This is a genomic window from Mesorhizobium sp. B2-3-14, assembly GCF_006442175.1.
Taxonomy (GTDB): domain Bacteria; phylum Pseudomonadota; class Alphaproteobacteria; order Rhizobiales; family Rhizobiaceae; genus Mesorhizobium; species Mesorhizobium australicum.
In genome coordinates this window covers 58,383-81,577 of sequence record NZ_VFVP01000016.1, presented here as the reverse complement: position 1 = coordinate 81,577, position 23,195 = coordinate 58,383, and the positions used below count along the sequence as shown (strand labels likewise).

The following is a 23,195-nucleotide window of genomic DNA, read 5'->3' as shown; positions in this document are numbered from 1 at the left end:
GGATGCGGCTATGGTCTGCTCAATGAAAAACATTGGTCGCATTGCGGTCGAAGGTCGATGACTCGGTGAAAGGAGGCTTTCGCGGCCTCGCAGCCCGAAACCTGGGAGCCCGTTTCCCACCCCCAGCCCGAACTAGCAGCACAACAATACCGTCCCGCGAAGAGGTCATCCGCCGTACACGAATGACCCCTACGGCGTCAGATTTCAGTTCGTTCTGCTAAGAGCAAAGCGTCTTCGATATCGACGCCCAAATACCGCACTGTATTCTCGATCTTGGTATGCCCGAGCACGATCTGAATGGCGCGCAGGTTGGCCGTCGCCTTGTCGATCATAGCAGAGAATGCGTGCCATAATCCGATGCTCGAAATGGCAGTGAAATTATGGATGCAAATCACGCCTGCCAGAACGGCTTTTGGAGTTCCGCCTCGACGCCAGCCAGGGTGAGACCGACGTCGTCGATCCGCTGAGGCCCATCTCCCGCCAGTCGCTTCAGCTCCTCGCGATAGTACATGCGCTCGCGCCAGACCGCGACCAGCCCGCGCAGGGCGATGAGTCTCGCCCAGACCGATGCCGGTCCAGTCGTCCACGTCGGCTGTTCGCTCCAGAGAGACTGGTAGAACCTTGAGGTAAGAGAAAGCTGCGTGCTCATTTGGCTCGTCCTTTCTTGGTGCTGCTAGAATCGATGACGCTACTTTGGCGGATGAGCGGACCTGCGTACTAAAGCGCGGCCGAAACTGTTCCGAAAAATTCCGAAACGTCTAATATGGCGTGATGCAACGGGTTCACCTCGCCTTTGGTCCGTTCGTGCTCGACCCTGAGAAGGGGACGCTCCTGCGGCAAGAGCTACCGATCTCCATCGGGCATCGCGGCATCACGCTGCTCGCCACGCTTGCAGCGCGGTCCGGCGACATCCTGACCAAGGCCGAGCTGATGGAAGCTGCCTGGCCGGGTCTGGCGGTCGAGGAAAGCAATCTCACCGTCCAGATTGCGACGCTGAGGAAGGCGCTCGGCCCTACCGACCAAGGTGGCGACTGGATCGCCACCGTGCCTCGCGTCGGCTACCGTTTCACCGCGCCTGTCGAGCGCGTGGAAGGTTCAGTGCAGCGACGGATCGCGCCGTCCGGCAAACCCACCATTGCCGTGCTGCCCTTCGCCAATTTGAGCGGCGATCAGGACCAACACTATCTGAGCGACGGCATTACCGAAGATATCATCACCGAACTGGCGCGATACCGGTCGCTCGTGGTGATCGCGCGCAATTCATCTTTTCAGTTTCGTGGACCAGCGCCGGACCCTGCGGAAGTCCACCGGCAACTCGGCGCGCGCTACGTCGTCGAGGGCAGCGTACGACGGCTGGGGGACCGCATCCGGATCACGGCGCAACTGATCGACGGGGCCAGCGGCTTCCATTTGTGGGCTCAACGCTACGACAGGGCGCTTGAGGACGTCTTTTCGGTTCAGGAGGAGGTGGCGGCCCTCCTGGCTTCAACCGTCCAAGGCGCTGCCGAGGCAGATGCGACTAACCGCTCGCGGCGAACGCCGCCGGTCGATTGGGCCGCCTACGACTACTACTTGCAGGGTCGCGCGCACTACCATCAGTATGAAATGGACAAGGGCGAATCCATGTTCGCCCGGAGCGCCGAACTCGATCCGGCTTTTGCTCAAGGTCATGCCTATCTGGCGCAGTGCCTGGTTGCGCGCTTCTGGTATGACCACGATCCTCGTACGCTGCAAAGTGCCTTGCAGTCTGCGCGCACGGCGCTCCTGCTCGACCGGAATGACGGCATCTGTAACCAGAGCATGGGTCTTGTGCTTGTACATATGCGCCAGCATGGGGATGCCGGACTGCATTTCCAGCAGGCCCGGACGCTCAATCCGCACGACGTCAACATTGCCGGAGACTATGCAAGTTGGCTTAACTACGGCGGTCAGCCTCAGCAGTCCCTAGCGGTCCTCGAAAGGGCCATACTGCTCGACCCGTTGCCCCCGGTCTGGTTCTGGGAGGTGAAGGGCAGCGCGCTCTTCCTGCTCGGCCGGTACGCCGAGGCCATCGACGCTTATCGGAAGGCCGGCGACCAGTTCTTCATCCATGCCTTTCTTGCGGCGGCATACGCACATCTGGGCGAGATGGCAAACGCGCATGTCGCAGTCGAGGCCACACTGAGCCGGCAGCCGGACCTCTCGCTTGGCTACCTTGCCCACCTTCCTTTCGCAGACCCGTCATCCTTCGAGCTCTTCCTCTCCGGCTTCAGAAAGGCCGGCTTTTTATAGGATCCACCGAGAACTCATCGCTGCATTTGGGTGCATGCGAGCAGTAGAAGGACGACGGCGATGACAATCTCCCATACTCTAGGAACCTGACATGCGGGGTCATTGTTGGATCAGATCATCGTCGAGCGACGCACTCATGCTACTTTGGCAGACTGTCCACTTTCGAGCGAGGTAACGTTCGCCGAACCATCCGAGATGGGGGGCATTGCTGACAGGCAGCCTTGGTGCCGAAGGCTGCCTGTCAGCTTCCGCGCAGCCAAGATGGAAAGGCAGATATTCGCCTGAAGGGGCGGCCGCCCGAAGCTCACCCATGTCGGACGGGCTGGAAGAACTCGAGGCCGTCGCTTATCGATGGCCAAGGATGTTACAGGTGCGCGCCATCCTACGATCGACGCTGTGCCGTCCGGAATTATCTGTCGCTGTCCGGAATTAAGCCGGGCTGCGAAGGTCGTGTGCGGCGGCGTTTCGGCGCTCGTGTAGAAGCCTGAGCACATCGCTGCCGCATGACATGCCGCGAAGCGTGGTCTCGATCCAGGGAAGACGAATGCTGCCGATGCCGCTGGTAGAGGCAGCGCAGTTTTGGAGAAGGTGGCAAAGCGCGCGAAGGGAGGTGTTCTCACCGTAGATGACAATCGCATCGTAGGCGTCGGCTCCCTCAACGTTGTGTTCGGCGCCTATCCTCATGCAGTCCTCCCGCGTCGGCTGCCCGATCTCGAAACGCATGCCGATACGGCTTTCGATTTGATCCATGGCGTGGGTATCACGCCTGGTGCCAGCTAATCGATGAGTGTTGCCAGCGAGCAGTAAAGCGAAACCGCAGCGCTCCTGAAGGTGCAGCAGCTCCCGCAAAACAGTGGGTGTGAAGTTCTGATATTCGTCGACCAGCAACGGACGCGTCGGGCCGTATCGGGCGCCCAAAAAGTTCATGCAATCCTTCGCAAGATCATATGCGTGCTTGCTGTCCTTTTGGACGCCGTAGGCGTCGTGCAGCATCAGGAACATCGGCCTGATAGCCTTGGTATGCTGCGCAACCTCACAGTAGGCAGCTCCTCTTTGGGCGGCTATCCAGTTGAGTGCTACAGTCTTTCCGAGTCCGGCATTGCCGACCGCAAGCACCGGATATCGCATCTTGACCGCCGTATCGAAGGCAGCTCGCACCGTGAGCGCGGTGCGGGTTTCGATAAACGTCATCCGACGATCCTCTTCGCCAAGTCCATCTGAGCGGCTATGCGCTCGTCCTGTTCGTGTAGGCTCTCCTCGGAGGTCGAAGGCCTCTTCGGCATAACGATCCGCGCCGTCCGCTTCGCCGGGTCGTAAGAGACGATGCCGACGGGTTCGTTGGGAACCGTGTCAGGCTGGGCTTCGCCGCGTGCAATCAGGCGTGCAGCCACATTGATATCAGGCGCTGACAGATCGAGATCACGCACCGCCTGCCGATGCACCTTCGCGCGTTCGGCTGAGGTTTTTGCGCCGCGCTTATCGAGCGGATGGAATTCGACATCGGGAGAGGCTATGCCGACTCGTTCACCATGCCGGTCAAGCAGCAGCAACTCGGCCGGTGTGTGATAGGCCGGCACACGGACCAAATCTTCTCGTACTGGTAAGCTTGCAATTCCGGGCATGTCCAATGACGGCCACCGACCGATATCCCACCCTGAACAACCGACCGCTCTTCGGTTCGCGCACATGCCGCGCGCACTTCATCGCGGCTCATCGCAGTCGGCGCCCATCCGGCCTCAAGGTGTTTTCGGAATGTGGCTTCAGGTGAGAGACCTTTGAGCGCGCTCTTCTTGCCCTGCGCAGTGTGATTATAGGTGCGCACGAAGCCTTCTATGGCCGGCACCACATCTTCGAACGCGCCGAACGGAGCAACCGTCCTGCCGATCGCCTCCTGCTTCTTGCTCATTCGGTTGCCGCCGATGTGGCCGCGCGCCGTGCTGAAATAGCGCGTCTCCAAGTCACCGAATAAACGCTCAATCGGCTTTGCGGAGGCGTTGTAGGGCAAAGCATTGATGACGTGGGTTGATCGGGACGGGCCATGGAAGCCCGGCACGGTAAGCTGCATGGCATCGTCCAGAAAGGCGGCGAAGCCGAATTCTTTGCCGTTGTCGAAGTAGAGCGACTGCGGCATGCCCCACGCTTCGATCATGGCTGCGAAGACTTCGATCACGTCGCGGTTTTGCACGCCGCCGCGCTTTTCGAAAAAGATCAGCCCGATCCAGAGGCGCTGCGTCGCCCAGTCTAAGAAGCCGATCAGTCTAGCAGTGGCGACTGTGCCGTCAGGACGAGTGAGGTGAATGTCCACAGGGTGAACATCGCCTACCACCAACTCCATCGGCTGCATGCCGGCGAGGGTGCGACGGATGCGCGGCCGGCGATCATCATAGGCCTTATGGTCGCGCTTAAACCGGTGGACGTTTCGGAAGTGGAGCTCCGCCGAGACGAGTTCGGTTGGGATAGGAAAAGCGCGCTCCAGCACGTTGGGATCGCCGGGACGGAAGCCCCAGGCCCGAGTCGCGTCGATCAGGAACTTCTCGGCTTCTTGCAGGGTGTGGCCCCACGACATGCCGCCTTTGAGCAGGCCGCGGATTTCCTGTTTTAGGTCCTCCGCGATTTTCGCCTTGGTGGGGGCGTCGAACGGGACCAGCTTGTCCCACTTCCGGCTTATGACGACACGCTTCTTGCCCTTGTCTGATCGACCATGCCGTCCGACCTTCATGCCTTCGTCAAAGCGTGCGGCATGACGCTGTAGCGTCCGCAGGGAATAGCTGACCGCCCTACCCTCCCAGTTCCGCGTCGAGTTGGCTGGATGCTGAAGCGCTGGCCTCAGGTAATCGAGCCACCATGCGTGCTCCGCCGTCCTGTCGATGATCGATTTCGAGTGGTTTTCAACGGGCGTTTGAGAGGTCTTTAAGCGGTGCTGGTATTCGAGCGGCAGAGACGTCGAATTCACCTGATATTGCTCCCCGGCGTTCCCGCCGCGCCGACAATTGACCTTCCGCTTGGCCTTAGGTTCCCAATCTTGGCCGTAATAAGCTCAATCAAAACATCTCCTTAAGGCCAGTCGGGAATTGATTGTCGTTGGGGCACATTGGTAACCTGTTGTCCGAAAGGCATTGGTAACCTCTTCGGCACGAAAGCAGCGGGAAATCATCCACTTAGCAGTCCAGCCGACGACAGATAATTCCGGACGCCATAGCACTTGGGGATTCATGGCACTCAGCCCCCACCGTCCGCCTGTCGTTCCAAAGCGGCGCCAAGGTCCCAGCCCCGGACGTAATGCTCTGTCCTGGTGTGGACCTCAAATGACCCGTCGCGAGCATAGAGCTGCTTGGTCGCATATCGAGCAATGCTGGTATTCAGTGCGGCGACCTGGTCGCGGCCATGATCTCGTTGTGGAGGCTGTTTGACAAAAAGCCCGACCAATGCGAGCTCCGGCGAGATCGTGAACATAACGATTGTATTTTGGACGCCAAACCCTGGCGAGTAAGGCGTCGGCCTACCGTCAACCCAATTTAAGATCACCGGATCGTCGGACGTCGCGTAGGTGCAACCAGGCGCAGCCGAGACGAAAGACCAACTCCGGCGAGCCAGTTGCTCAACAGCCGTCGGGACCGCGTCGAGCTCCAATTCAATCAGGTAAGTCTGATCGATCGCAACCTCATATTCGCCTCGATCGATGAAGTCCTTCATATCCTGGTAGTTGATGTCATCGCGGATTGGGACGCCATTCGCTCGCGCTTCCTTCACCGAATCGTTGAAGCGATTCTTATCCTGCAGCATCATTTTCATGATGGCGTTGACCATTTGCCGATGAAAGCCTTCCGTCATTGACCTGAACCGTGGATTGCGCACCGCCACGTTCCCCATCAGAAGCATGACCGAAGAAAAATGCGCTTCCGATGGGAAGCACTTCGCCTTTATCACCTCGGCGAGATGCGCTGAGATTTCACCCTCGATCTCGGCCATCCCGTCCTCGACGTGGTTCGGATCATAGCCCTCGACATCGATCCGGAAGAAGTGGCGCCGGCTACCGACGTTCCGGACCAATGTTTCAAACGATTTTCTCGTCGATTGATCGTAGCAGAAGACCTTAGCCTTCCGCTTGTCGCAGCCGACACTGAAATTGCGCAGATAGAATTGAGGTATGAAGTGGTGGTTTGCCTTCTCTGCCATTATTGCTCCCAATGCTTGCAGACTGTTGAAAGCCTGACTCCGTCGATTACTGCCGATATCGCCTAAGGATTTGGATGACAAATGGCTCTAGCTCTTTGTTTTAGCTGATATTGATAGCCGCCCAGCATCAGGTGCTTATGCCGCTCACCCTCACTGAGCAAAGGTCTCTTCCATCGCCCTTCAAAACTCGTGGTACTCATCTTGGCTCATAGCAAGAATCGGACCGGATCGTGGTCCGATTTTGGTTCGAAACATTTCCCGCCGGTTACTCGGCGCTATAGTGTTAAAATATTCCGTGGAAAATATTGATCCGGCGAAACGAGTGCATTTTCAATAAACTCATTTCGTGAAAATTGGCTGCAAGGTCGAATCGTTTCAGACAGCCCGTTTCTGGGTCTGCATCACCGAAGATGGCAGGCCTTCGCGGAACTGAAGTTGGCGGGGTGGAAAAGCGGGTTTGAAAAAAGGTGAGGATTCCTCTTTCCGCTTTTTCGCTCTTCGTCAGATCAACAGAGTACCAGATGACTGGATTGCCAAGGGAGAGCCCGGTGAAGCCACTGGCGGGATCGAACAAACAAGGCGAGCGCTACGTCCGGCCGGACGCGGTGACGGCCGAGATAGAGGCGGTCCTTGAATGGCCGCTGCCGCAGTCGTTTGCTTTGGCTGCAGCGGGCAACCTGCGGCCTCAGACGCTTGTTTACTTGATGCGAAACTGCAAGCCGAACCGACCTACTGCGCGATATGATGCCCTGATCGTTGCGTTCTTCTCAAGGCTGCAGCGGGCCGGCGCTCCAATGACAAGGGGTATGTCGGATCTAGACAGAGAGCGCGTAGACGATCTGGTCAAGGACAAAGCGCTGAAGTTGATAGAAACGGACCGCTTGGACATCTTCGAGATGAGTTTCAAGCTCGGTGCGGAGCGGCTTTATCTGACGGCAAAGGCCGCTGTCCGTCTTCGCACTAGGACAGAGGTCTCACGCGAGGACCTTATCGAACCGGGCTCCGACCTCACCGGCGAGGAGGCTGCGGATACGCTGGGCCTGGCCAAAGGTGGATCGATGCCTTTGGCGGAGGCCAGAGCGATGTTGAACCAGATCTACGAGATGCTCACCGAAAAGGAGCGCCTGGCAATATTCTACGTGCAGGAGGCTGGCCTGACCGAGAAGGAGGCAGCTGAGCAGATGGGCTGTACGGACCGCAACGTCCGATATTTGATCACGAGCGCGAGCCGAAAGGCACGGGCGAGCGAGGAGAGCGCGCCACGCCAAAGGCGCGGGAAAGAGTGAGGCCATGAGCAGCAACCAAATTCCTATGGATCAGCTTGACGATATACTGGCCGGCGTGCACATCGAACTTGAGGATGGCGCCACCGCCGACCGCATCAATCAGATCGCAAACGAGAACCCGCAACTGCGCGCAGAGATTCTGGCCTTTGCCGCCGAATGGTTCGCTTCGGATGGAAGTGATTTGTCGGACGACATCCTCACCGTCGAACAGACGGTTTCGGAACATGCAATATTGTTGGAGCGCTTTTGGCAGTTGACAATGCCTACTGCGGCCGACCCGTTCGAGAAACTATCGACTGACGACCTGCAGGCATTGGCTGAGCGATGCCGCGTCGACCTGGTTATCCTTCGTCAGCTTGTAAGGGGTCGCATCGACGAGACCACCATTCCGGGAAAGTTGATTACCTGGCTCGCAGACGCCACCGGCGCGAGGATGGCAGACGTCTGGTCACATCTGGAATCGGGTCAAATCAACGCCGCAGCCGATTATTTCGCGCCTTCAGGCAGGCGCACGGGCACAAAGGTAAGCTTCGCCGAAGCGATTCGAAGTTCGGGCCTCAGCCCAGATGACAAACAATTTTGGCTCGCGCACCTGGAAGCTTGATTGGACCAGTTTGCAGCAATTCGCGCACTTGCTCGGGCGCTCAGGAAGGAAGCCGCACTGTCGGATTCTCTGACTGCGATCGAGGTTGCTCGTGGGTCGGCAAAACATCTCGGTCTCACCATCCGACCACATGATCCGGACTACCATGAGCTGGACGGTGCGCATGGCGCGCTCGACCGTCAATTCAAATTCATCTTCGTGCGCAATGACCTGGCCGATGACGAACTGGCCGAGGTGCTCGCCCATGAGATTGGTCATTTCAAAGTCCATGATGGCGTGGAGAAGGGTTACTATCCCCGCTCGGAAGCGAATGGCGGGGATCCCAACCAGCGCATTGAGACTTATGGCATCAAGGAGCGCCGGGAGGCCCAGGCCAACAGTTTTGGACGAGAGCTGGTTTTGCCGCGGCCGCTTGCCAAGCAACTATTTCTGCAAGGAATGAACGCCAGCCGCATCTCTGAAGACCTCAAGGTGCGCTATGACACCACGCTACAGCAACTTGCCGACGGCCTGCTTCTACCTGACGTACAGCCCACGGCCGAGACGTCAAGTCCCGCAAACGACAATTGCAATGAGTCACAGGCACGCGCGGTCGATCATCGCGGATCGCCATTCCTGCTTGGGGCCGGGCCGGGAACCGGAAAGACCAAGACCCTCACCGCCAGGATCGTCTCCCTGATTAAGGACAAGGTCCCGCCAGAGAAGATCCTGGCTCTCACGTTCTCGAACAGAGCCGCACTGGAACTGGCCGAGCGGGTCCAGCGCGTAGCGGGCTCAAGTGCCGTCAATGTCTGGACCGGAACATTTCATGCTTTCGGATTGGACACCATCCGCAAGCACCATGCGCTCTTCGGTGTCTCGGACGATCCAAAGATCGTCGACGCCAGTGAAGGCGTGGCAATGCTTGAGGAGGTCCTGCCAGCGCTTGATCTGAAGCACTACCTCAATCTCTTCGAGCCGGCGCTGGTGCTTCGCGACATATTGCGAGCGATCGCACGCGCCAAGGACGAATTGTGGAGCTGGAAAGACTACGCGCGGGCTGCCGAACAGATTCGCGCGAGGGCACAGTCGGATGACGACGTGATGGCTGCCGAAAAGGCGCGCGAAGTCGCGCTGGTCTACGAGCACTATCAGAACCAGCTCATCAAGGACCAGGCGGTCGACTATGGCGATCTGATCATGCGACCGACACTGTTGATGCGCTCGGACCAGGATTTTCGGGAGGGAATGCGCAAGCGCTTCACCCACGTCCATATAGATGAATACCAGGACGTGAACCGCGCCAGCGCGATGCTTGTCAAGGAAATCGTTGCCGAAGGCAGCAATCTGTGGGTCGTAGGCGACGCCCGTCAGTCCATCTACCGGTTCCGTGGCGCATCTGCGGCAAACATAGCCAGGTTTGAAGCCGACTACTCCGCGGGAACAAGGGACGGCCTGGAAGAGAACTATCGCTCAAGCGAAGAGATTGTCGAGGCCTACACGGCCTTTGGCGCCACCATGAAAGTCAGCGCCTTCGCAGGCACCAACACGCTGCATGCCGCAATCGGTTCGATCGGTGAGAGCCCGTCCATTTTTCCATGCGCCGACACCCAGACCGAGATGGACGTCCTTGCCGGGTCAATCCGCGAGCTCGAGGCAAGAGGCGTTTCGCTTCGCTCCCAGACTGTTCTTGCCAGAAGCAACGGCTCGCTTGCCACTGTTGCCGAGGAGCTCGAGGCACGGGGAGTACCCGTTCTTTATCTCGGACCGCTTTTTGAGCGCGCAGAGGTTCGCGATCTGCTTTCCCTACTTTCGATCATTTCCGACAGCGCAGGCACGGGCCTGGTGCGAATCGCTGGTCTTCCCGAATATCGCATTCCCCTAGAGGACGTGCTGAAGGTCGTCGGGGCCGCACGCACTACCGAGCAACGGGTTTTCGATCTTCTCAGAAAAATCGAGAGCTTTAGGGAAATTTCACCGGTCGGGCTTGCCGGACTGATGGTGTTAGCCCGTCACCTGCAAGGGACTACCCAAGGCACGACACCCTGGCTGGCGCTTAGCCGGTTTCTCTTTGACACAAGCGACTATGTAAGGACGGTTCTGTCGGGTCAGTCGCCGTCCGATGACTTGCGTCGGGTCGCTGTGCGCCAACTCCTCGATGCGTTGCGCGCCATGCCCCTCCACGGTAAGGGAACACCGATCCGCCGCGCCCTTGATCGCATCCGCCACATGATCATGCTTGCCGACGAGCGCGACCTCAGACAGCTTCCGCCCGAACTGAGCGGGCTGGACGGGGTGCGCCTTATGACCGTTCACGCATCCAAGGGCCTGGAGTTCGAGGCAGTCCACCTGCCGGGGCTTTACGCTGGAGCGGTTCCCGCACCAAACCGACCGCCGGCCTGCCCCGCGCCGGTCGGAATGCTTGGCTCCGAGGAGGAGCACGCTCACGAGGCGGAGGAGGAGTGCATCCTCTTTGTTGCTATGTCGAGGGCAAAGAGGCACCTCAGACTCTATCGGCCCACCACGCGAAACGGCCGGAAGGCCAATCCATCAAAATTTCTCGAGCGTGTTCCCGTCGGCCCGGGTCATTCTATCGCCGGCGTGATCCGCAAATTGCCCCCGCCGAGCTACCCCCCTATTCGCCTTCCGGCTGCCCCTGATGAGCTGACAGCAGATGATGTGGAGCGCTACTCGCAATGTCCGCGCCGCTTCTTCTACGCGCGCGTCCTAGGCCTGTCACAGCGATCCAAGGCAGGCGCATATCTTGCCGCACATAGCTGCGTGCAAAAGGTGATCGCCTTCGTTCGCCAACTCGGCGAAGGCGTCGAATATGATCGCGCCGAAGCCGCCGCAATTTTTGACCAGGCGTGGCATGAATGCGAGCTCGAAGAGCACATGTTTGGCGCTGCATATCGCAAGCTGACTATGTCAATGCTCGATCGGTTGCACGCTTCGGCTGCTGGAGCGGCCGCCACCAATGGCCGCCTCTCCACGTCCATTGGTGGCGAGACCGTAGGCCTGGAGGTAGACCGTATCGTTCGCGACGGCGACAACCACGTTGTCAAGACAATCCGTTCGGGGCGGCAATCGGCCGGCGATGCGGATCGGCTGTCAGCGACCCTTCTTCTCAAAGCCGTCGAAGAGACGCTCGGCCCCCAAACGCGTGTCGAGAACCATTACCTGCTCCTGGGCTCAGTCCTTGAGATGGGCCAGACAAAGGCGAAGTTCGACAAGCGTCTGGGCGACTGCGAGGCGGCGATCGCAGATATCCGGAACGGGCTCTATGAGCCAAGGAAGGACGATTTCCGCTGCCCGCGCTGTCCTTACCTCTTCATTTGCGCCGCCCCGAACGCCGAAGCCTGACCGGGACCCTTTCTTCGGCAGCACCGTTTTGGCGGCCGAAGCACCAGCGGCGAAACCAATCCTCTAAAAAATCTTGGCAGCTGCCTTTCCGCTTTCGTTGAACTCAGCCGATCCAATGTTCAAGGGCGGCCTGTTGCCGTGCCGGAATAGAGGAAACTGATAGATGAAAACTGTAATCTTTTTCGCGGCCGGAGCCGAGCCTCTCGATCGCCTCGAACTGGAAGGGGCTGCCGTCGTCGGAGATCTCCTTGCCGTGGTGAAGGAGCGCGGTATCGATGTCGCCGAGCTCCTGATTTTCAAGGAGGACGACGACGAGCCCCTGGAACACCACCACCCGCTCCATGGGCATGATCACCCGGTGTTCCATGCACACCGTTGCCGCAAAGTCGACGTCACCGTCCACTACAAGACGGAAGCCTTCAAGCACAAGTTTGCGCCCTCGGCGACGATCGCAAAGGTAACCCGCTGGGCCGTGGAAAAGGCGGGCCTTGGCAAGGAGGAGGCCGAGGAACACGTCCTCCAGATCCATGGCAGCCGCGTCCAGCCGCCCCAGAATGCGCATCTGGGCAGCTTCACCGGCGAAAGCTGCACCGTGGTGTTCGACCTGGTCCGCAAGAAGTTGGTGCAGGGCTGATGGAAGCTTTGGCGACGGCCGAGGAAAGGGCGTTCCGGGAACACCTGAAGCGCCCTGATTTCCAACTCGGCACGATCAAACAACAATGGCGCCTGCTGCGCGTAGCGTGGCCGACCGCCGACTTCGCTATCAGAGCGCGCGATGGCACCGAATGGGGGTTCCGTTTTCTTCTGGACGGTTATCCAGTGCAGCTGCCGAACGCCAGGCCTTGCGACATAGAGACCGGCGCGCCGCTTGCCGCAGGATATTGGCCCAAGGGAGCGGGCCGGGTGGCGGCGGCCTTCAATCCCAACTGGAACGCCGCAGCCCTCTATTTGCCATGTGACCGGATGGCGTTGCCCGGCCACGAGCAGTGGATCGTGGAACACCCCGAACTGCTCTGGAAGCCCGCCCGCGGAATTGTTCATTATCTGGAGATCATCCATGACCTTTTGGCTTCGTTTGCTTATTTCGCGCCTGTTCGGCCGGCCGCCTGATCTTTCCATCTCGGCTGGCCTCTGGGTCGAGCTGCTTGAGGGGCTGCGCGTGCGAGGCGGCAATCGCCGTGAAAGCGGCGCCTTCCTGCTCGGGCCGACTGCAGCGCACCGTAGGGTCAGCTCTATCGTGTTCTACGACGAGATCGATCCTCACGCGTTCGATACCGGCATCATCGAGATCGACGGCGGCTCGATGGCGGATTTGTGGAACATCTGCCGTGAACGTGGCGAAGTTGTCGTGGCCGATGTTCACACCCATCCCGGCAGTGCCGGGCAAAGCGAATCTGATCGGCTGCATCCAATGATCGCCGAGCCGGGTCACATCGCAATGATCCTGCCTCGCTTTGCCGCCGAGCCGATCAGCTTCGAGGAGATCGGGCTCTACCGCTACCTGGGCCGTTTTCGCTGGACCGCACTCAAACGGTCGCTTCTGCGGCCCACACTGCGCATAGAAGGAATAATCTATGGCTGAAGATATCATTGATACCCTGAACAGGTCCGCCAAGCTCTTCATGGATCGCGGCACGGCCGCTACCGCGGAGGAAGCCCAGCAGCAGTTGCATTCTTTCCGGATGCATCTTTTCATCGGCGAGAGCGCAGCCTCGAGCCCGACCCATCAGGCGGCGCTGCTCACCGCTCTCAATTGCGCTCGCCGCACCTTTCTTGGCGGCGTTACGGTGTCGGGCGCCCCAGACGCGCGTTTGACTGTGCCGGTCGTTGCCGGTGCGACCCTGGCTGACGCAGTAGGACACCTTCAGGGCATCGTCGTCGAGAACATCCCGCAAGGCGTTCCGCTTGTCAGCATCGGAGCTCCGCCGGCGGTCGATCGCGCGGGTTTTGCTATCAGAACAACATTCGAAGGCTGGCGAGCCGGCCTAGTGCCCTTCGGCGCCCCTGCCCTCGCCGACTGTGCCGAGTTTACTCCCTCTGGCGTGCTTGCTGGAGCGCTAGCCGTGTCGGAAGTCTTCGCCCATTTCGATGGCGAGCCGATGGCGGGACACCGACCAATTGGGATGTCGCTGTGGGACCTCAAAGGGTCCGCCGATTGGAGATCGCCGACGTCTGATGGACCCGCCGTGGCACAGTTCCCATCGGATTTCTGGGTGATTGGGCTTGGCCATCTCGGCCAGGCTTTTCTATGGACGATCGGCCTCCTTCCTTTTGCCGATCCGTCAAATGTCCGCATCTTCCTTCAGGACGTCGACCGGGCCGGGCCGTCGACCGAGAGTACGTCCGTTCTCACTTTCGCTACAGACGCTGGGCGGCTGAAGACCCGCGTCTGCGCTGACTGGGTTGAGGCCCGCGGCTTCCAGTCCAGGCTCGTCGAGCGGAGGTTCGCTTCCGACCTGCGTGTTGGCCACGACGAACCCCTGCTGGCGCTTTGCGGAGTGGATAACCCCCAGGCGCGGGCCATCCTCGAAGGCGCGGGCTTTGCGACGGTCTTCGAGGCCGGCCTCGGTAGCGGCGTGGAGGATTTCCGCCTGATCAGAACCCATAGCTTCCCGGCACCAAACAAGGCGCTCGATATCTGGGCCGACGACCCGGAGATGGACGAAGCGGGGCATCAAGGAAATGCGCCCGTTGCCCTGGCTGGGCGCCCGCCTGCTTATAAGGATCTTCATGATCGCGGCGATCTCGACGAATGCGGCCTGACGCGGTTGGGACAAGTGGCGGTGGGCGCTCCCTTTGTCGGTATGATTGCTGCTGCCGTCCTGATTTCGCAAACGATCCGGATGGTCGCTGATGGCGTTCGCCCGACCGTCGTCAATTTGGATCTTAGGGCACCACAGCATCGTAGCCTGGTGCTGCGCGAAGCTCATGACATCGTTCTGTTTGGCACGGCCGGATTGGCCTGAGGAGGATGTCCGCCCACCCGAGATACAACTTCCCTCGCCCGCTCTGCATCACACGTGCGCAATCAGTCGACAGGGGACTCGTGGCGGCAAGCAGCGACACGAGATGGCTCACACCATATCGTCGTCATCGAGTGAGGCCGTTTCTGCTGCGAGCGGGATGATCCCGGCCAGTAGCTTTTCCTTCGACAGCAGCCCGGCATCCTCGAGCGCCTCGAAATCCGGCAGCTGGCGCAGCGTGTCGAGCCCGAACTGCGACAGAAAGGTTTTCGTCGTCACATAGGTGTAGGGCGCGCCTTGAGTGGGGCTGCGCGGCCCCGAGGCGATCAGCTCCTGCGCGCGCAACACGCCGATCAGATCGCGCGACACCTCCTTGCCGAAGAAGCTCGACAGCTCGCCACGCGTGATCGGCTGGAAATAGGCAATGCACATCAAAACAAGCGCCTCCGCCTGCGACAGCTCTTTTGTCCCCTCCCCGGCGGCCGTGCCAAAGGCGGAGCGGATGACGTCGCCAAAGGCTTTCTTGGTCCGATGCTGCCAGCCGCCGGCGACCGACACCAGCTCGTAGGGGCGGCCGGCGAGCTCGGCGCGGATGTCGTCGATGATCAGCTCGAGATTGCAGTTTCTTCCCACCACCCGCGCGAGGACACTACGTGTCACCGGTTCGCTGGCGGCAAAGATCACCGCTTCGACGCGGCCCATCCATTCGCGCCAGCGCAGTTCTGGCGGCAGGTGGTCGAGCTCGGTGTCCAGCAGCGCCGGCTGATCGCTTGTTTTGCGGCGGGCAGAGGCTTCGCTCATCGCTAGAGTCCAAACAGCCGAAAGGTTTGGCGGCCCGACAGCTCGCGCACGGCATCCAATTGCTGCAGCCGGTCGAACAGGCGTCGCGCCGCAAAACGCGACAGGGTTTTGGTTGTCAGCGATCCGGAAACGGCGTCCTCGTTGAGCAGCAAAAAAATCACGTCGCCGGCGCCTTTCGCGCGCAGCTTTGGCGCCACCACCAGGAGTTTGTCGGCGCGGCGGGACAGCTCGGCGGCCAGCCGGCAGGCATCGGCTGCCGCCTGCGCCAGCGCCACACAGATCGCTGCTTCAAACCCCTCTTCTCCCGGCCGGATTCTTTTGCCGCGCGCGTCCGCGGACCGAAATGCCGGCCCAAAAACCTGCGCCATCAACAGCGGCAGTGGCCGCGGCCAATGCAGGCTCTGCGCCAGCACCAGGTCGGCGAGCCACCAAGCCAAAAGCTCGGCATCGGGCCGCATGGCAACGACACGGGCGGCGATCGCCGCGGCAGCGAACGGGGCCGGCCGCGGCGACCTCGCTGCTTCGCCGATCGCCGTGCAGAGGTCAGCGAGAGAGGCGCCGTCCCAATGGAGTCCAAGCTGGTCGACGATCTTTTCGAGCCGATCGGAGTCGGCGACAGGCGGCTGGACGGACAACCGCCGCCAGGCGGCGAAGATCGCGCCGGCGGGACCGGGATCGGCACCGGCCGAGCGCAGGTACCAGGCATCGCGCAACGCGGCTTCGTCCTCGGCGCGGCCGGCCAGCCGCATGCTGGCGGCGGCGCAGTTGAGCGCCAGCCGCTGGCGCCAGGCGCCGGCCCAGGCGGGCTGCGCGCGGGCGAGGCTGTCGAGCGCACCCAGGGCGGCGCCGGCCCGGAAGGCGGCGTCGACGTCGCCGAGCGCGCCGCCCGACGCGAGCGCCCAGGCCGGAATGGAGGGCGGCGCAGAGGAGCTGGCGGTCGCGGGATCGAGGCGAATCATGATTTGGAGGGTAAAGCGCCGGTGCGCTTTTTGCCATGATTTTTGCGCCAAAACGCACAGCCTGTCAGTGCAATAAAACGAATGATAATGTTGCCTTATCGTTCGTCTTGCTCTCTAAGGGAGAAATGGCTGTTTTCATCGAGCAAAAGCCGAAAAAGCACTCTCAGGAGAGCTCCGGACCGTCCCACAGCACGGCTGCGCACGACGATGCGGGCGCGCGGCTGTCGGTCGAGCCGCAGGACGCGATCGCTGACGACTTGCCCGACATCATCGACGTCGTCCTGGCGATGGGGACAACGCCGGAAGAACCGCCGGCCGAAGCTCCCTCCCCTCTTCCGGACGTCGCCAATCCGCGCCTGCCGGCGCATCTCGAGGCGCTTGCTGGGCGCGCCCGTGACTATGTCGATGCGGCGAGCTCGGCCAACACTCGCCGCGCCTACGCTGCAGACTGGAAGCACTTTGGCGCCTGGTGCCGCCGGCAATATTTTGACCCGATGCCGCCGGATCCGCAGATGGTCGGGCTCTACATCACGGCGCTGGCTTCTGGGTCTGGAGGGGATAAAAAAACCGTTGCGACGATTGAACGGCGTCTGTCCTCGTTGACCTGGAATTATGCCCAGCGCGGTCAGCCGCTGGACAGAAAAGACCGGCATATCGCCACTGTGCTGGCCGGCATTCGCAACAGCCACGCCAAGCCACCTGTGCAGAAGGAGGCCATTCTCCCCGAAGATCTCATTGCCATGCTGGAGACGCTCGATCGAGGCACGCTGCGCGGCTTGCGCGACCGCGCCATGCTGCTGCTTGGCTTTGCGGGCGGACTTCGCCGCTCGGAGATCGTCGGGCTCGACGTGGCCCGTGACCAGACCGAAGACGGTCGTGGCTGGATCGAATTCTTCCCTGGCAAAGGCGTCCTGGTCACGCTGCGCGGCAAGACCGGTTGGCGCGAAGTTGAGATTGGCCGCGGTTCGGCGGACGCCACCTGCCCTATCGTGGCCCTGGAGGCGTGGCTGAGACTGGCACGAATAGGCTATGGGCCGCTGTTTCGCCGTGTCACCGCCCAAGGCAAGGCGGTCGGCGCCGAGCGGCTCAACGACCAGGAGGTGGCACGGCTGGTCAAGCGCGCGGCACTTGCTGCCGGCGTGCGGGGTGATCTGCCGGAAGGCGAACGCGGCCAAAGGTTTTCGGGACATTCGCTGCGAGCCGGTCTGGCCTCCTCAGCCGAGGTCGACGAGCGCCATGTGCAAAAGCAGCTCGGCCACACCTCGGCTGAAATGACCCGCAAATACCAGCGCCGTCGCGATCGGTTCCGCGTCAATCTCACCAAAGCGAGCGGGTTGTAGCAGGAAAAGCGCCCTCCCCTGCCCCGAACCAGATGTCCAGAAAGACCAGATGACGATCTGGTTTGAGTTGGCGCCGCAAGCCGCCAAACTCGTTAAAGGGCCGTCATAGCCAGGATAGCTGGTCTTTCGGCAACCGTCCGCTCGGATCGAATACCGTCACCTTGTGCGGCAGATCTGGCCCCCAATCCCAAAGCACGAGATTGCAATCTTCTGCCTCGGCGCCCGGCGCAAAGCTTGGCACCAGAATGCCGGCAATGCCTCGAGAACGCAGGCGGTCATGGACATCCCATGAAGCCGGGCGTTCCCCGTTGCTGAGCGCCGTCGCCCAGGCGCACGACACCTCGTCGAGCGTGACGGACGCTTCTCCCCTCCCCTTCCCCGTTGTCAGGTCCACAATGGCCTCGCAATCAACCTCGTAGGAACACAGCACGCACGGATCGATCCGATGCGCGAAGCCCTGATTGGCTTCCTTGACGGCCGTCATGATGGTCAGGGCCAGGTAGAGTGCGGGCACACCTTTGGGATTAAAGCGCGCACCCCTGATCGCGGCTCCCTCACCGGAAGTCGGTTTGAAAGCCCAACGCGGATCATGTGCCCTGTAGCAGGATCCAACGAACCTCAAGCAAAGCCGCCAAGCGCCATGTGATCGAGATAGTCACGAACGGCACCAGCCTTGCCCTCTTTCACGAGCGCTTCGGCGGTGCGCCCTCCGAATGCCGCAAGCGGCTGGGCTCGATACCACGCCATCGCCTGGTCCTTTCCCCCCGCCCAATCCGCCACGCGGCTGATGATCTCAAGCATCTCACGAAGTCGCCCCTGTGTTTTGGCGGCGCGGCTGCGCTCCAATCGATAAAGGGTCTCGCGAGCAAGGCCGGCCGTCTCGGCCAATTGGCCCTTGGACATTCCAAAGCCATCCGCCACCTGGTCGACAGCAATGTTCCCGGCCGGATCCATATAAAGCAAAACCAACGGTGCGTTCGGGGCGATTTTTCTGAGTGCGTGGCCCACAGCTTACATCCTGTCATATCAGACGTCACAAATACTAGGCAAAACATAAGGCACTTTACCGTTAGCATCAAGTCTCGCAACCGAGGCGACCACCGACGAGGCTGTTGGATGGCCCGCTCGCGGCTGATCAAGAGCATTCCCCTGCCTCGACTTACGACGTGACAGCACGTGACCCAGTACACCGGCTAAACAGCTTGGCCTTGAGCGGGATTGATCAACGACCAGGCCCGTCCCTCCCCAATCAATCCCAGCCTTTCCGTTTCATGCTGAGCCGCAGTGCCTCGCTGATCTCAGCGGATCTTGGGCCGCTGGCCGGCCCATCCTGATGCGCGCTGTCCTTCCAGAGCGGCTTGCCGGCGTTCTGGCTGGTCTTTGCATCAAGCCTTGCACGCAGCAGCGCCATGACCATCGGCCACACCGAAAACTGGCCGTTGCGAGCCCGCTCCGTCAGGTTCCTGAGATAGCCGCCCCGACTGTTGATCTGGTCGGTTCGCTGCAGCATCGCAGCTATCGTGATAGCCGCGTTTTCAGGCCCCATCACCTGGACCGCCTCCTGCCATGCGCTGGGGCTGACCCCCATATGGGGCCGGGCCAGTTCGGCCGCCGCAACAAAGTCGCGCCAGGTTCGGATCTGGGCGCCGCGGCCCATGTTCAGGATTTCCGGGCAGGCGTCCAGCACCATTCCCAGGGGCAACTCCCTTTTGGGCAGGCTGTGCACATTGTTATCGTGCCCGGCGCTGCCGCTCGCTTCTTTCTCGTTTTCCTGGCGTTCTTCAGTTTCATCGTTAGAATGAGAGTCTGGGTTTGAATTCTGTATGTGGCGCTCGAAATGGGACTCATTGGCGTTCATATTTTGTGATTTAACGAATGTTTCCAGCAGCTGATGCACTTCGGCCCAGATGTCCTCCAACTCGTCGGCAACCGACTCCAGCAACTGGCGTGAGGCTGTCCGCGGCAATCGAGCGACCGCCGCCTCATACCGCTTCTGAAACCGGCGCCAATCACACGGAACCTGTTCATTGAGCCCTGCATCGATCATCTTGACGATGTCGCGCCGGCAGATGGTGAGACGCTCCTTGACCAGCCTGTAGGCCTTCCGCTCGGCTTGCACGGCGGCCGCCAACTGCTTGAATTCCTCGGCACGAGCCACGATTGGCGCAAGGTCGAAGCCATAGGCCTGCTCGATCTGCCCGCCCTCCCCCTTGCGAGCAAAGCGTTTGCCATTCGGGCTGTCACGACGGATCACCAAGCCACACGTCACAAGGACGGACAGGTGGCGCCTAAGCGTCGCCGGCGACATGCCGTTGGCACGCCGGATCAGCTGCTCGTTGGAGGGAAACACGACCAGGCCCCCCTCCCCGGAAAGATCATCCTCGCGGTGAAACGACAGCAGCGCATTGAGGATCGCCAGCGAACGATCGGTCGCGCCTATGGCGTCCCTGGCCTCTGTGATGTCTCGAAACGCCTGCCATTTAGGCACCACAGTCGTTCGGTCGATCGCCTTTGCACCTGCCTGGCTTGCCATCTGGGCAAGCGTCATTGACCGCCGCCCAAAGGGCGTCGTTGAGATATGCGTAACCATTTTCCCTTTGCCTCTAGTCAGACAAAAGAAATCTGCTCGCCAGACGACGCCTAATAGCACTTGACAGTGATTCGCGGATTTGCGATTCTCGGCTTGCTACAGACCTGAGAAGGGCTTCCGTGACGGTGACGTTCGGGGGCCTTTTTCTTTTGCGGTTCAGTCTCCTGTTGTCTTCCTGGATTCCGTCTCTCGGAACGCCTCGAACAGATCCTCGAGCCTGCCGGCAATGAAAGCACCGAACGCCGAGGCCTCCCTGGATTTAAAAGCCAGGGTGAAAACCTTCCCGGTATCGGTGATCCTTGCCTTTACGGAATTGTCTTTTGTCGCCCAGGCCCTTTCCACGGCCCTCGTCGGCGTCGATTTCGCACCGTGGACGGTTGCCGCCAGCAGTTCATAAAGGGCCTGGAACCGCGCATCGCTGCCGGCTTGCTGGAACTGGGCGGACTGGACATGCGCCTGCGCCCTGGCGGCATTGGCCGGATGCTCCATGAGCTTAGCCAACTGCCACCAGCGGTCACGGCCGATCCCCTTGGCCGCCCCGATGGCCATGATGACGGATTCGGAGACGTTGCTCGACACGGACCGCATCTTCGAGAAGGTCGTATCGTCGAGCGTCAAGGCCGATTTAACGATATCGGCCGAATAGCCCTGCTTGAGCAGGCGCTCGGCAAACAGCGTCCGCTCGACAAAGGACAGGTTGGCGCGAGCCGCATTCTCCTGGCCCTGGGCGACGACGTGATCGCGATCGTCCATTTGCTTGACAACGGCTCGCACTGGGCGCCCCAACGCACGTGCGACCCTGACGCGCCGATGCCCGAACACGGTCTGGTAGCGCCCGGGGGAAGCCGGATGCGGCCTGACCAGAATGGGCGAATCCTGTCCGCGCTCCTGGATCGCCCGCACCAACTCGGAGAATTCCTGCTCATCCTCGCCAATCCGGTCCGACACAAACGAGGTGTCCACCAGCTCTGGGTCGAGATCGACAACCGAGCTTTTCGACAGCTCTTCAAAGGACTGCATGATGGATCGCGATGCGCCGCGAACAGCGTAGCTCGACACATCCCTGGTCTGCTCCACCGCAGCGGACCCCATCACGCTATCGAAAATGTCCTTGCGCGCCATTCAGCCCCTCCTCAAATCAGCTACCAGTCTGATTTTGTGGACAAAAATCTGCGTTTTTACTGCAGTAAAATTCATCGCCATCACGCCCTCCCCCACGCGCGATGGACGAGCGAGACGATCTCGGAATTGACCGCGTCGAGCGATTCCATCGCCCGATCGTAGGTCGTGCGCGTGAACGATGATTTCTCGACTTCGTAGAGTGTCTGCTTGGTAAGCCCGGCGTCCGATATGGCGGTCGACTTCAGCATCGGATGTTCCAGGATCTGGCCGGCCAGCATCGATTGCATAAAGCCCACCATCTGGGCCTGCGGGATGTCGGTGGGCTCGTAACGGGTGATCAGATAACGGAACCAGTCGAGCTGGATCTCGGCTCCGGCTCCCTTGATGGTTTTTAGGATGCCGCCGAGCATCAGCAGAAACTGGCTCATGGACATGAGATCGAGCATTTGGGGGTGAACCGTAATCAGCACCGACGTCGCGGCCGACATGGCGGTCAAGGTGAGATAGCCGAGCTGTGGGGGACAGTCGACGACGACGACGTCATAGCGATCGTCGACGTCACTCAAGGCCCTGGCTATGCGCAAGAAGAACTGGCGGCCGGCATTGGATGATTTGTCCTGCATTGCCAACGGCGTATCGTACTCATATTCCTGAAGTTCGAGATTTGCAGGAACAATGTCGAGGCCGGGGAAATTCGTCGGGACGATGACGTCGGCTATGGACCTACGCTCCGCATCATAGCGGATCGCCTCATAGAGCGAGAGGTTCCGGTCGAGTTCCGGCTGGAAGCCGTGAAGTGCCGACAAAGACGCTTGCGGATCGAGATCGATGGCAAGCACGCGATGGCCGGTAAGTGCCAGGTGCTGGGCGAGGTGAGCCGCGGTCGTGGTCTTGCCGCTTCCTCCTTTGAAATTGACCACCGCGATGACCTGCAGCTTATCTCCGGGCTTGCGGTGCGGGACGTATTTCTTGACCTCCGTTCTGCCATGCTGGTCGAGGAAATGGCGAAGCTCCAGCATCTGGTCCGCCGTATAAGAGCGTCGACCCGACTGCGCTTGTTCGGGCAGGGGCCCCTTGCCTTCGAGATGGAGCCGCTTCAGATTGTTTTGCGACACACCAAGATAGTGCGCTACCTCGGCCATGGAGAAGGTGCGCAGGGTCTTCGTGGCGTTCGGAGGAAACTTCTCCATGCGCAGCTGATTGAGCCGACGCGATATCTCCGCCCCGTGCTCGAGGATCTTGTCGTCGAACTCAAAGCTGGGCAGCCGCATCGCGATGTTCATACTTCCGGAGACCTGAATTGGCGCTTTTTGCTGGGAAACAGACCAACAACCGCCATTAAGCTCCGATTCGCCATCCCGAGCAAGAGCTTTTGGGTTAACAGGAGGTTAACGGCCCGAGCGGTCGACACGCCGGTAGAAACGTCTGCTGGCGTGAGCTACCACACTGTTTCGATTTAGGTTTTTGCGGAAATTTACTGCAGTAAAGTACAAACAGTAAAGTTGCCACCACTGTCGCTGCAGCGGCGGGAAAACGGGAGTCATTCGACCCCGGGGGCGAGATATCTGTGCATGGGGCCGGGGCCCTGGTGTCAGTCAGCCGCACCCATGACCTGGCGGCCAGGCGTGTTGATCAGCAGCAGCCCTGCAAGTTCACGGCTGACTGGCCCAAGCGCCTGGCATAACGCAGCGCGAACGCGTGCCGGACGGCCATTCTATGCCAGGCGCGCCGCTGGCGACAA

Annotated in this window: 22 protein-coding genes; 9 read left to right on the top strand and 13 right to left on the bottom strand. The window is 60.5% G+C overall.

What is annotated here, in order from left to right:
• Positions 1-197 precede the first annotated feature (197 nt).
• On the bottom strand, positions 198-332 hold the full coding sequence (locus FJ950_RS30150; protein ID WP_263492600.1) for a hypothetical protein: 135 nt from the start codon (positions 330-332) through the stop codon (positions 198-200).
• Positions 333-391: 59 nt separating this feature from the next.
• Complete coding sequence (locus tag FJ950_RS27820) at positions 392-649, bottom strand: hypothetical protein (RefSeq protein ID WP_140620238.1); 258 nt, start codon at positions 647-649, stop codon at positions 392-394.
• 122 nt (positions 650-771) lie between these two features.
• Here FJ950_RS27820 and FJ950_RS27815 point away from each other — a divergent pair, with 122 nt between their 5' ends.
• Positions 772-2,271 (top strand): winged helix-turn-helix domain-containing tetratricopeptide repeat protein, encoded by a 1,500-nt coding sequence (locus FJ950_RS27815; protein ID WP_140620237.1) that lies wholly within the window; start codon positions 772-774, stop codon positions 2,269-2,271.
• Between the two features lie 429 nt (positions 2,272-2,700).
• On the opposite strand, the gene FJ950_RS27810 is transcribed toward FJ950_RS27815, so the two are convergent.
• The 4 genes from FJ950_RS27810 to FJ950_RS27795 form a co-directional block, all read right to left on the bottom strand.
• Positions 2,701-3,462, bottom strand: a complete 762-nt coding sequence (locus FJ950_RS27810; protein WP_140620235.1) for an AAA family ATPase — start codon at positions 3,460-3,462, stop codon at positions 2,701-2,703.
• On the bottom strand, positions 3,459-3,848 hold the full coding sequence (locus tag FJ950_RS27805; RefSeq protein ID WP_210241266.1) for a hypothetical protein: 390 nt from the start codon (positions 3,846-3,848) through the stop codon (positions 3,459-3,461). Before FJ950_RS27805 ends, FJ950_RS27810 begins: the two co-directional genes overlap by 4 nt.
• A complete protein-coding gene (locus FJ950_RS27800) occupies positions 3,782-5,224 on the bottom strand; it encodes a hypothetical protein (RefSeq protein WP_140620231.1) in 1,443 nt (480 codons plus the stop codon). The genes FJ950_RS27805 and FJ950_RS27800 overlap by 67 nt, the downstream gene beginning before the upstream one ends.
• Before the next feature lie 266 nt (positions 5,225-5,490).
• The gene (locus FJ950_RS27795) at positions 5,491-6,447 is read right to left on the bottom strand and encodes a DUF4238 domain-containing protein (RefSeq protein WP_140620229.1); all 957 of its coding nucleotides are present in this window, start codon (positions 6,445-6,447) and stop codon (positions 5,491-5,493) included.
• A gap of 548 nt (positions 6,448-6,995) precedes the next feature.
• Here FJ950_RS27795 and FJ950_RS27790 point away from each other — a divergent pair.
• The 7 genes from FJ950_RS27790 (at position 6,996) to FJ950_RS27760 (ending at position 14,645) form a co-directional block, all read left to right on the top strand.
• The gene (locus FJ950_RS27790; RefSeq protein ID WP_181171472.1) at positions 6,996-7,733 is read left to right on the top strand and encodes a sigma-70 family RNA polymerase sigma factor; all 738 of its coding nucleotides are present in this window, start codon (positions 6,996-6,998) and stop codon (positions 7,731-7,733) included.
• Positions 7,734-7,737: 4 nt separating this feature from the next.
• Entirely contained in the window at positions 7,738-8,337 is a 600-nt protein-coding gene (locus tag FJ950_RS27785) for a hypothetical protein (RefSeq protein WP_140620225.1), read from the top strand.
• The gene (locus tag FJ950_RS27780) at positions 8,338-11,679 is read left to right on the top strand and encodes a UvrD-helicase domain-containing protein (RefSeq protein WP_140620223.1); all 3,342 of its coding nucleotides are present in this window, start codon (positions 8,338-8,340) and stop codon (positions 11,677-11,679) included. It begins immediately after the preceding gene.
• Between the two features lie 163 nt (positions 11,680-11,842).
• The gene (locus FJ950_RS27775) at positions 11,843-12,313 is read left to right on the top strand and encodes a hypothetical protein (RefSeq protein ID WP_140620220.1); all 471 of its coding nucleotides are present in this window, start codon (positions 11,843-11,845) and stop codon (positions 12,311-12,313) included.
• Positions 12,313-12,789: a hypothetical protein gene (locus FJ950_RS27770; RefSeq protein WP_140620219.1), complete on the top strand. Its 477-nt coding sequence runs from the start codon at positions 12,313-12,315 to the stop codon at positions 12,787-12,789. Before FJ950_RS27775 ends, FJ950_RS27770 begins: the two co-directional genes overlap by 1 nt.
• Positions 12,713-13,261, top strand: coding sequence for a Mov34/MPN/PAD-1 family protein (locus FJ950_RS27765; protein WP_140824283.1), 549 nt, complete (start codon positions 12,713-12,715; stop codon positions 13,259-13,261). The genes FJ950_RS27770 and FJ950_RS27765 overlap by 77 nt, the downstream gene beginning before the upstream one ends.
• On the top strand, positions 13,254-14,645 hold the full coding sequence (locus FJ950_RS27760) for a thiamine biosynthesis protein ThiF (protein WP_140620215.1): 1,392 nt from the start codon (positions 13,254-13,256) through the stop codon (positions 14,643-14,645). The genes FJ950_RS27765 and FJ950_RS27760 overlap by 8 nt, the downstream gene beginning before the upstream one ends.
• 108 nt (positions 14,646-14,753) lie before the next feature.
• Here FJ950_RS27760 and FJ950_RS27755 read toward each other — a convergent pair whose 3' ends face one another.
• Complete coding sequence (locus FJ950_RS27755) at positions 14,754-15,443, bottom strand: SMC-Scp complex subunit ScpB (protein WP_140620214.1); 690 nt, start codon at positions 15,441-15,443, stop codon at positions 14,754-14,756.
• Positions 15,444-15,445: 2 nt separating this feature from the next.
• The gene (locus FJ950_RS27750) at positions 15,446-16,402 is read right to left on the bottom strand and encodes a DUF1403 family protein (protein WP_140620325.1); all 957 of its coding nucleotides are present in this window, start codon (positions 16,400-16,402) and stop codon (positions 15,446-15,448) included.
• Between the two features lie 125 nt (positions 16,403-16,527).
• Between FJ950_RS27750 and FJ950_RS27745 the strand changes: the two genes are divergently transcribed.
• On the top strand, positions 16,528-17,742 hold the full coding sequence (locus FJ950_RS27745) for a site-specific integrase (RefSeq protein WP_140620323.1): 1,215 nt from the start codon (positions 16,528-16,530) through the stop codon (positions 17,740-17,742).
• A 103-nt stretch (positions 17,743-17,845) separates the two neighbouring features.
• On the opposite strand, the gene FJ950_RS27740 is transcribed toward FJ950_RS27745, so the two are convergent.
• The 5 genes from FJ950_RS27740 to repA form a co-directional block, all read right to left on the bottom strand.
• The gene (locus FJ950_RS27740) at positions 17,846-18,364 is read right to left on the bottom strand and encodes an RES family NAD+ phosphorylase (RefSeq protein WP_140620212.1); all 519 of its coding nucleotides are present in this window, start codon (positions 18,362-18,364) and stop codon (positions 17,846-17,848) included.
• Complete coding sequence (locus FJ950_RS27735) at positions 18,361-18,696, bottom strand: antitoxin Xre/MbcA/ParS toxin-binding domain-containing protein (RefSeq protein WP_140620322.1); 336 nt, start codon at positions 18,694-18,696, stop codon at positions 18,361-18,363. Before FJ950_RS27735 ends, FJ950_RS27740 begins: the two co-directional genes overlap by 4 nt.
• A gap of 295 nt (positions 18,697-18,991) precedes the next feature.
• Positions 18,992-20,332 (bottom strand): plasmid replication protein RepC, encoded by a 1,341-nt coding sequence (gene repC / locus FJ950_RS27730; protein WP_140620211.1) that lies wholly within the window; start codon positions 20,330-20,332, stop codon positions 18,992-18,994.
• Positions 20,333-20,488: 156 nt separating this feature from the next.
• On the bottom strand, positions 20,489-21,454 hold the full coding sequence (gene repB / locus FJ950_RS27725) for a plasmid partitioning protein RepB (RefSeq protein ID WP_140620209.1): 966 nt from the start codon (positions 21,452-21,454) through the stop codon (positions 20,489-20,491).
• An 80-nt stretch (positions 21,455-21,534) separates the two neighbouring features.
• On the bottom strand, positions 21,535-22,737 hold the full coding sequence (gene repA, locus FJ950_RS27720; protein WP_140620207.1) for a plasmid partitioning protein RepA: 1,203 nt from the start codon (positions 22,735-22,737) through the stop codon (positions 21,535-21,537).
• Positions 22,738-23,195 lie beyond the last annotated feature (458 nt).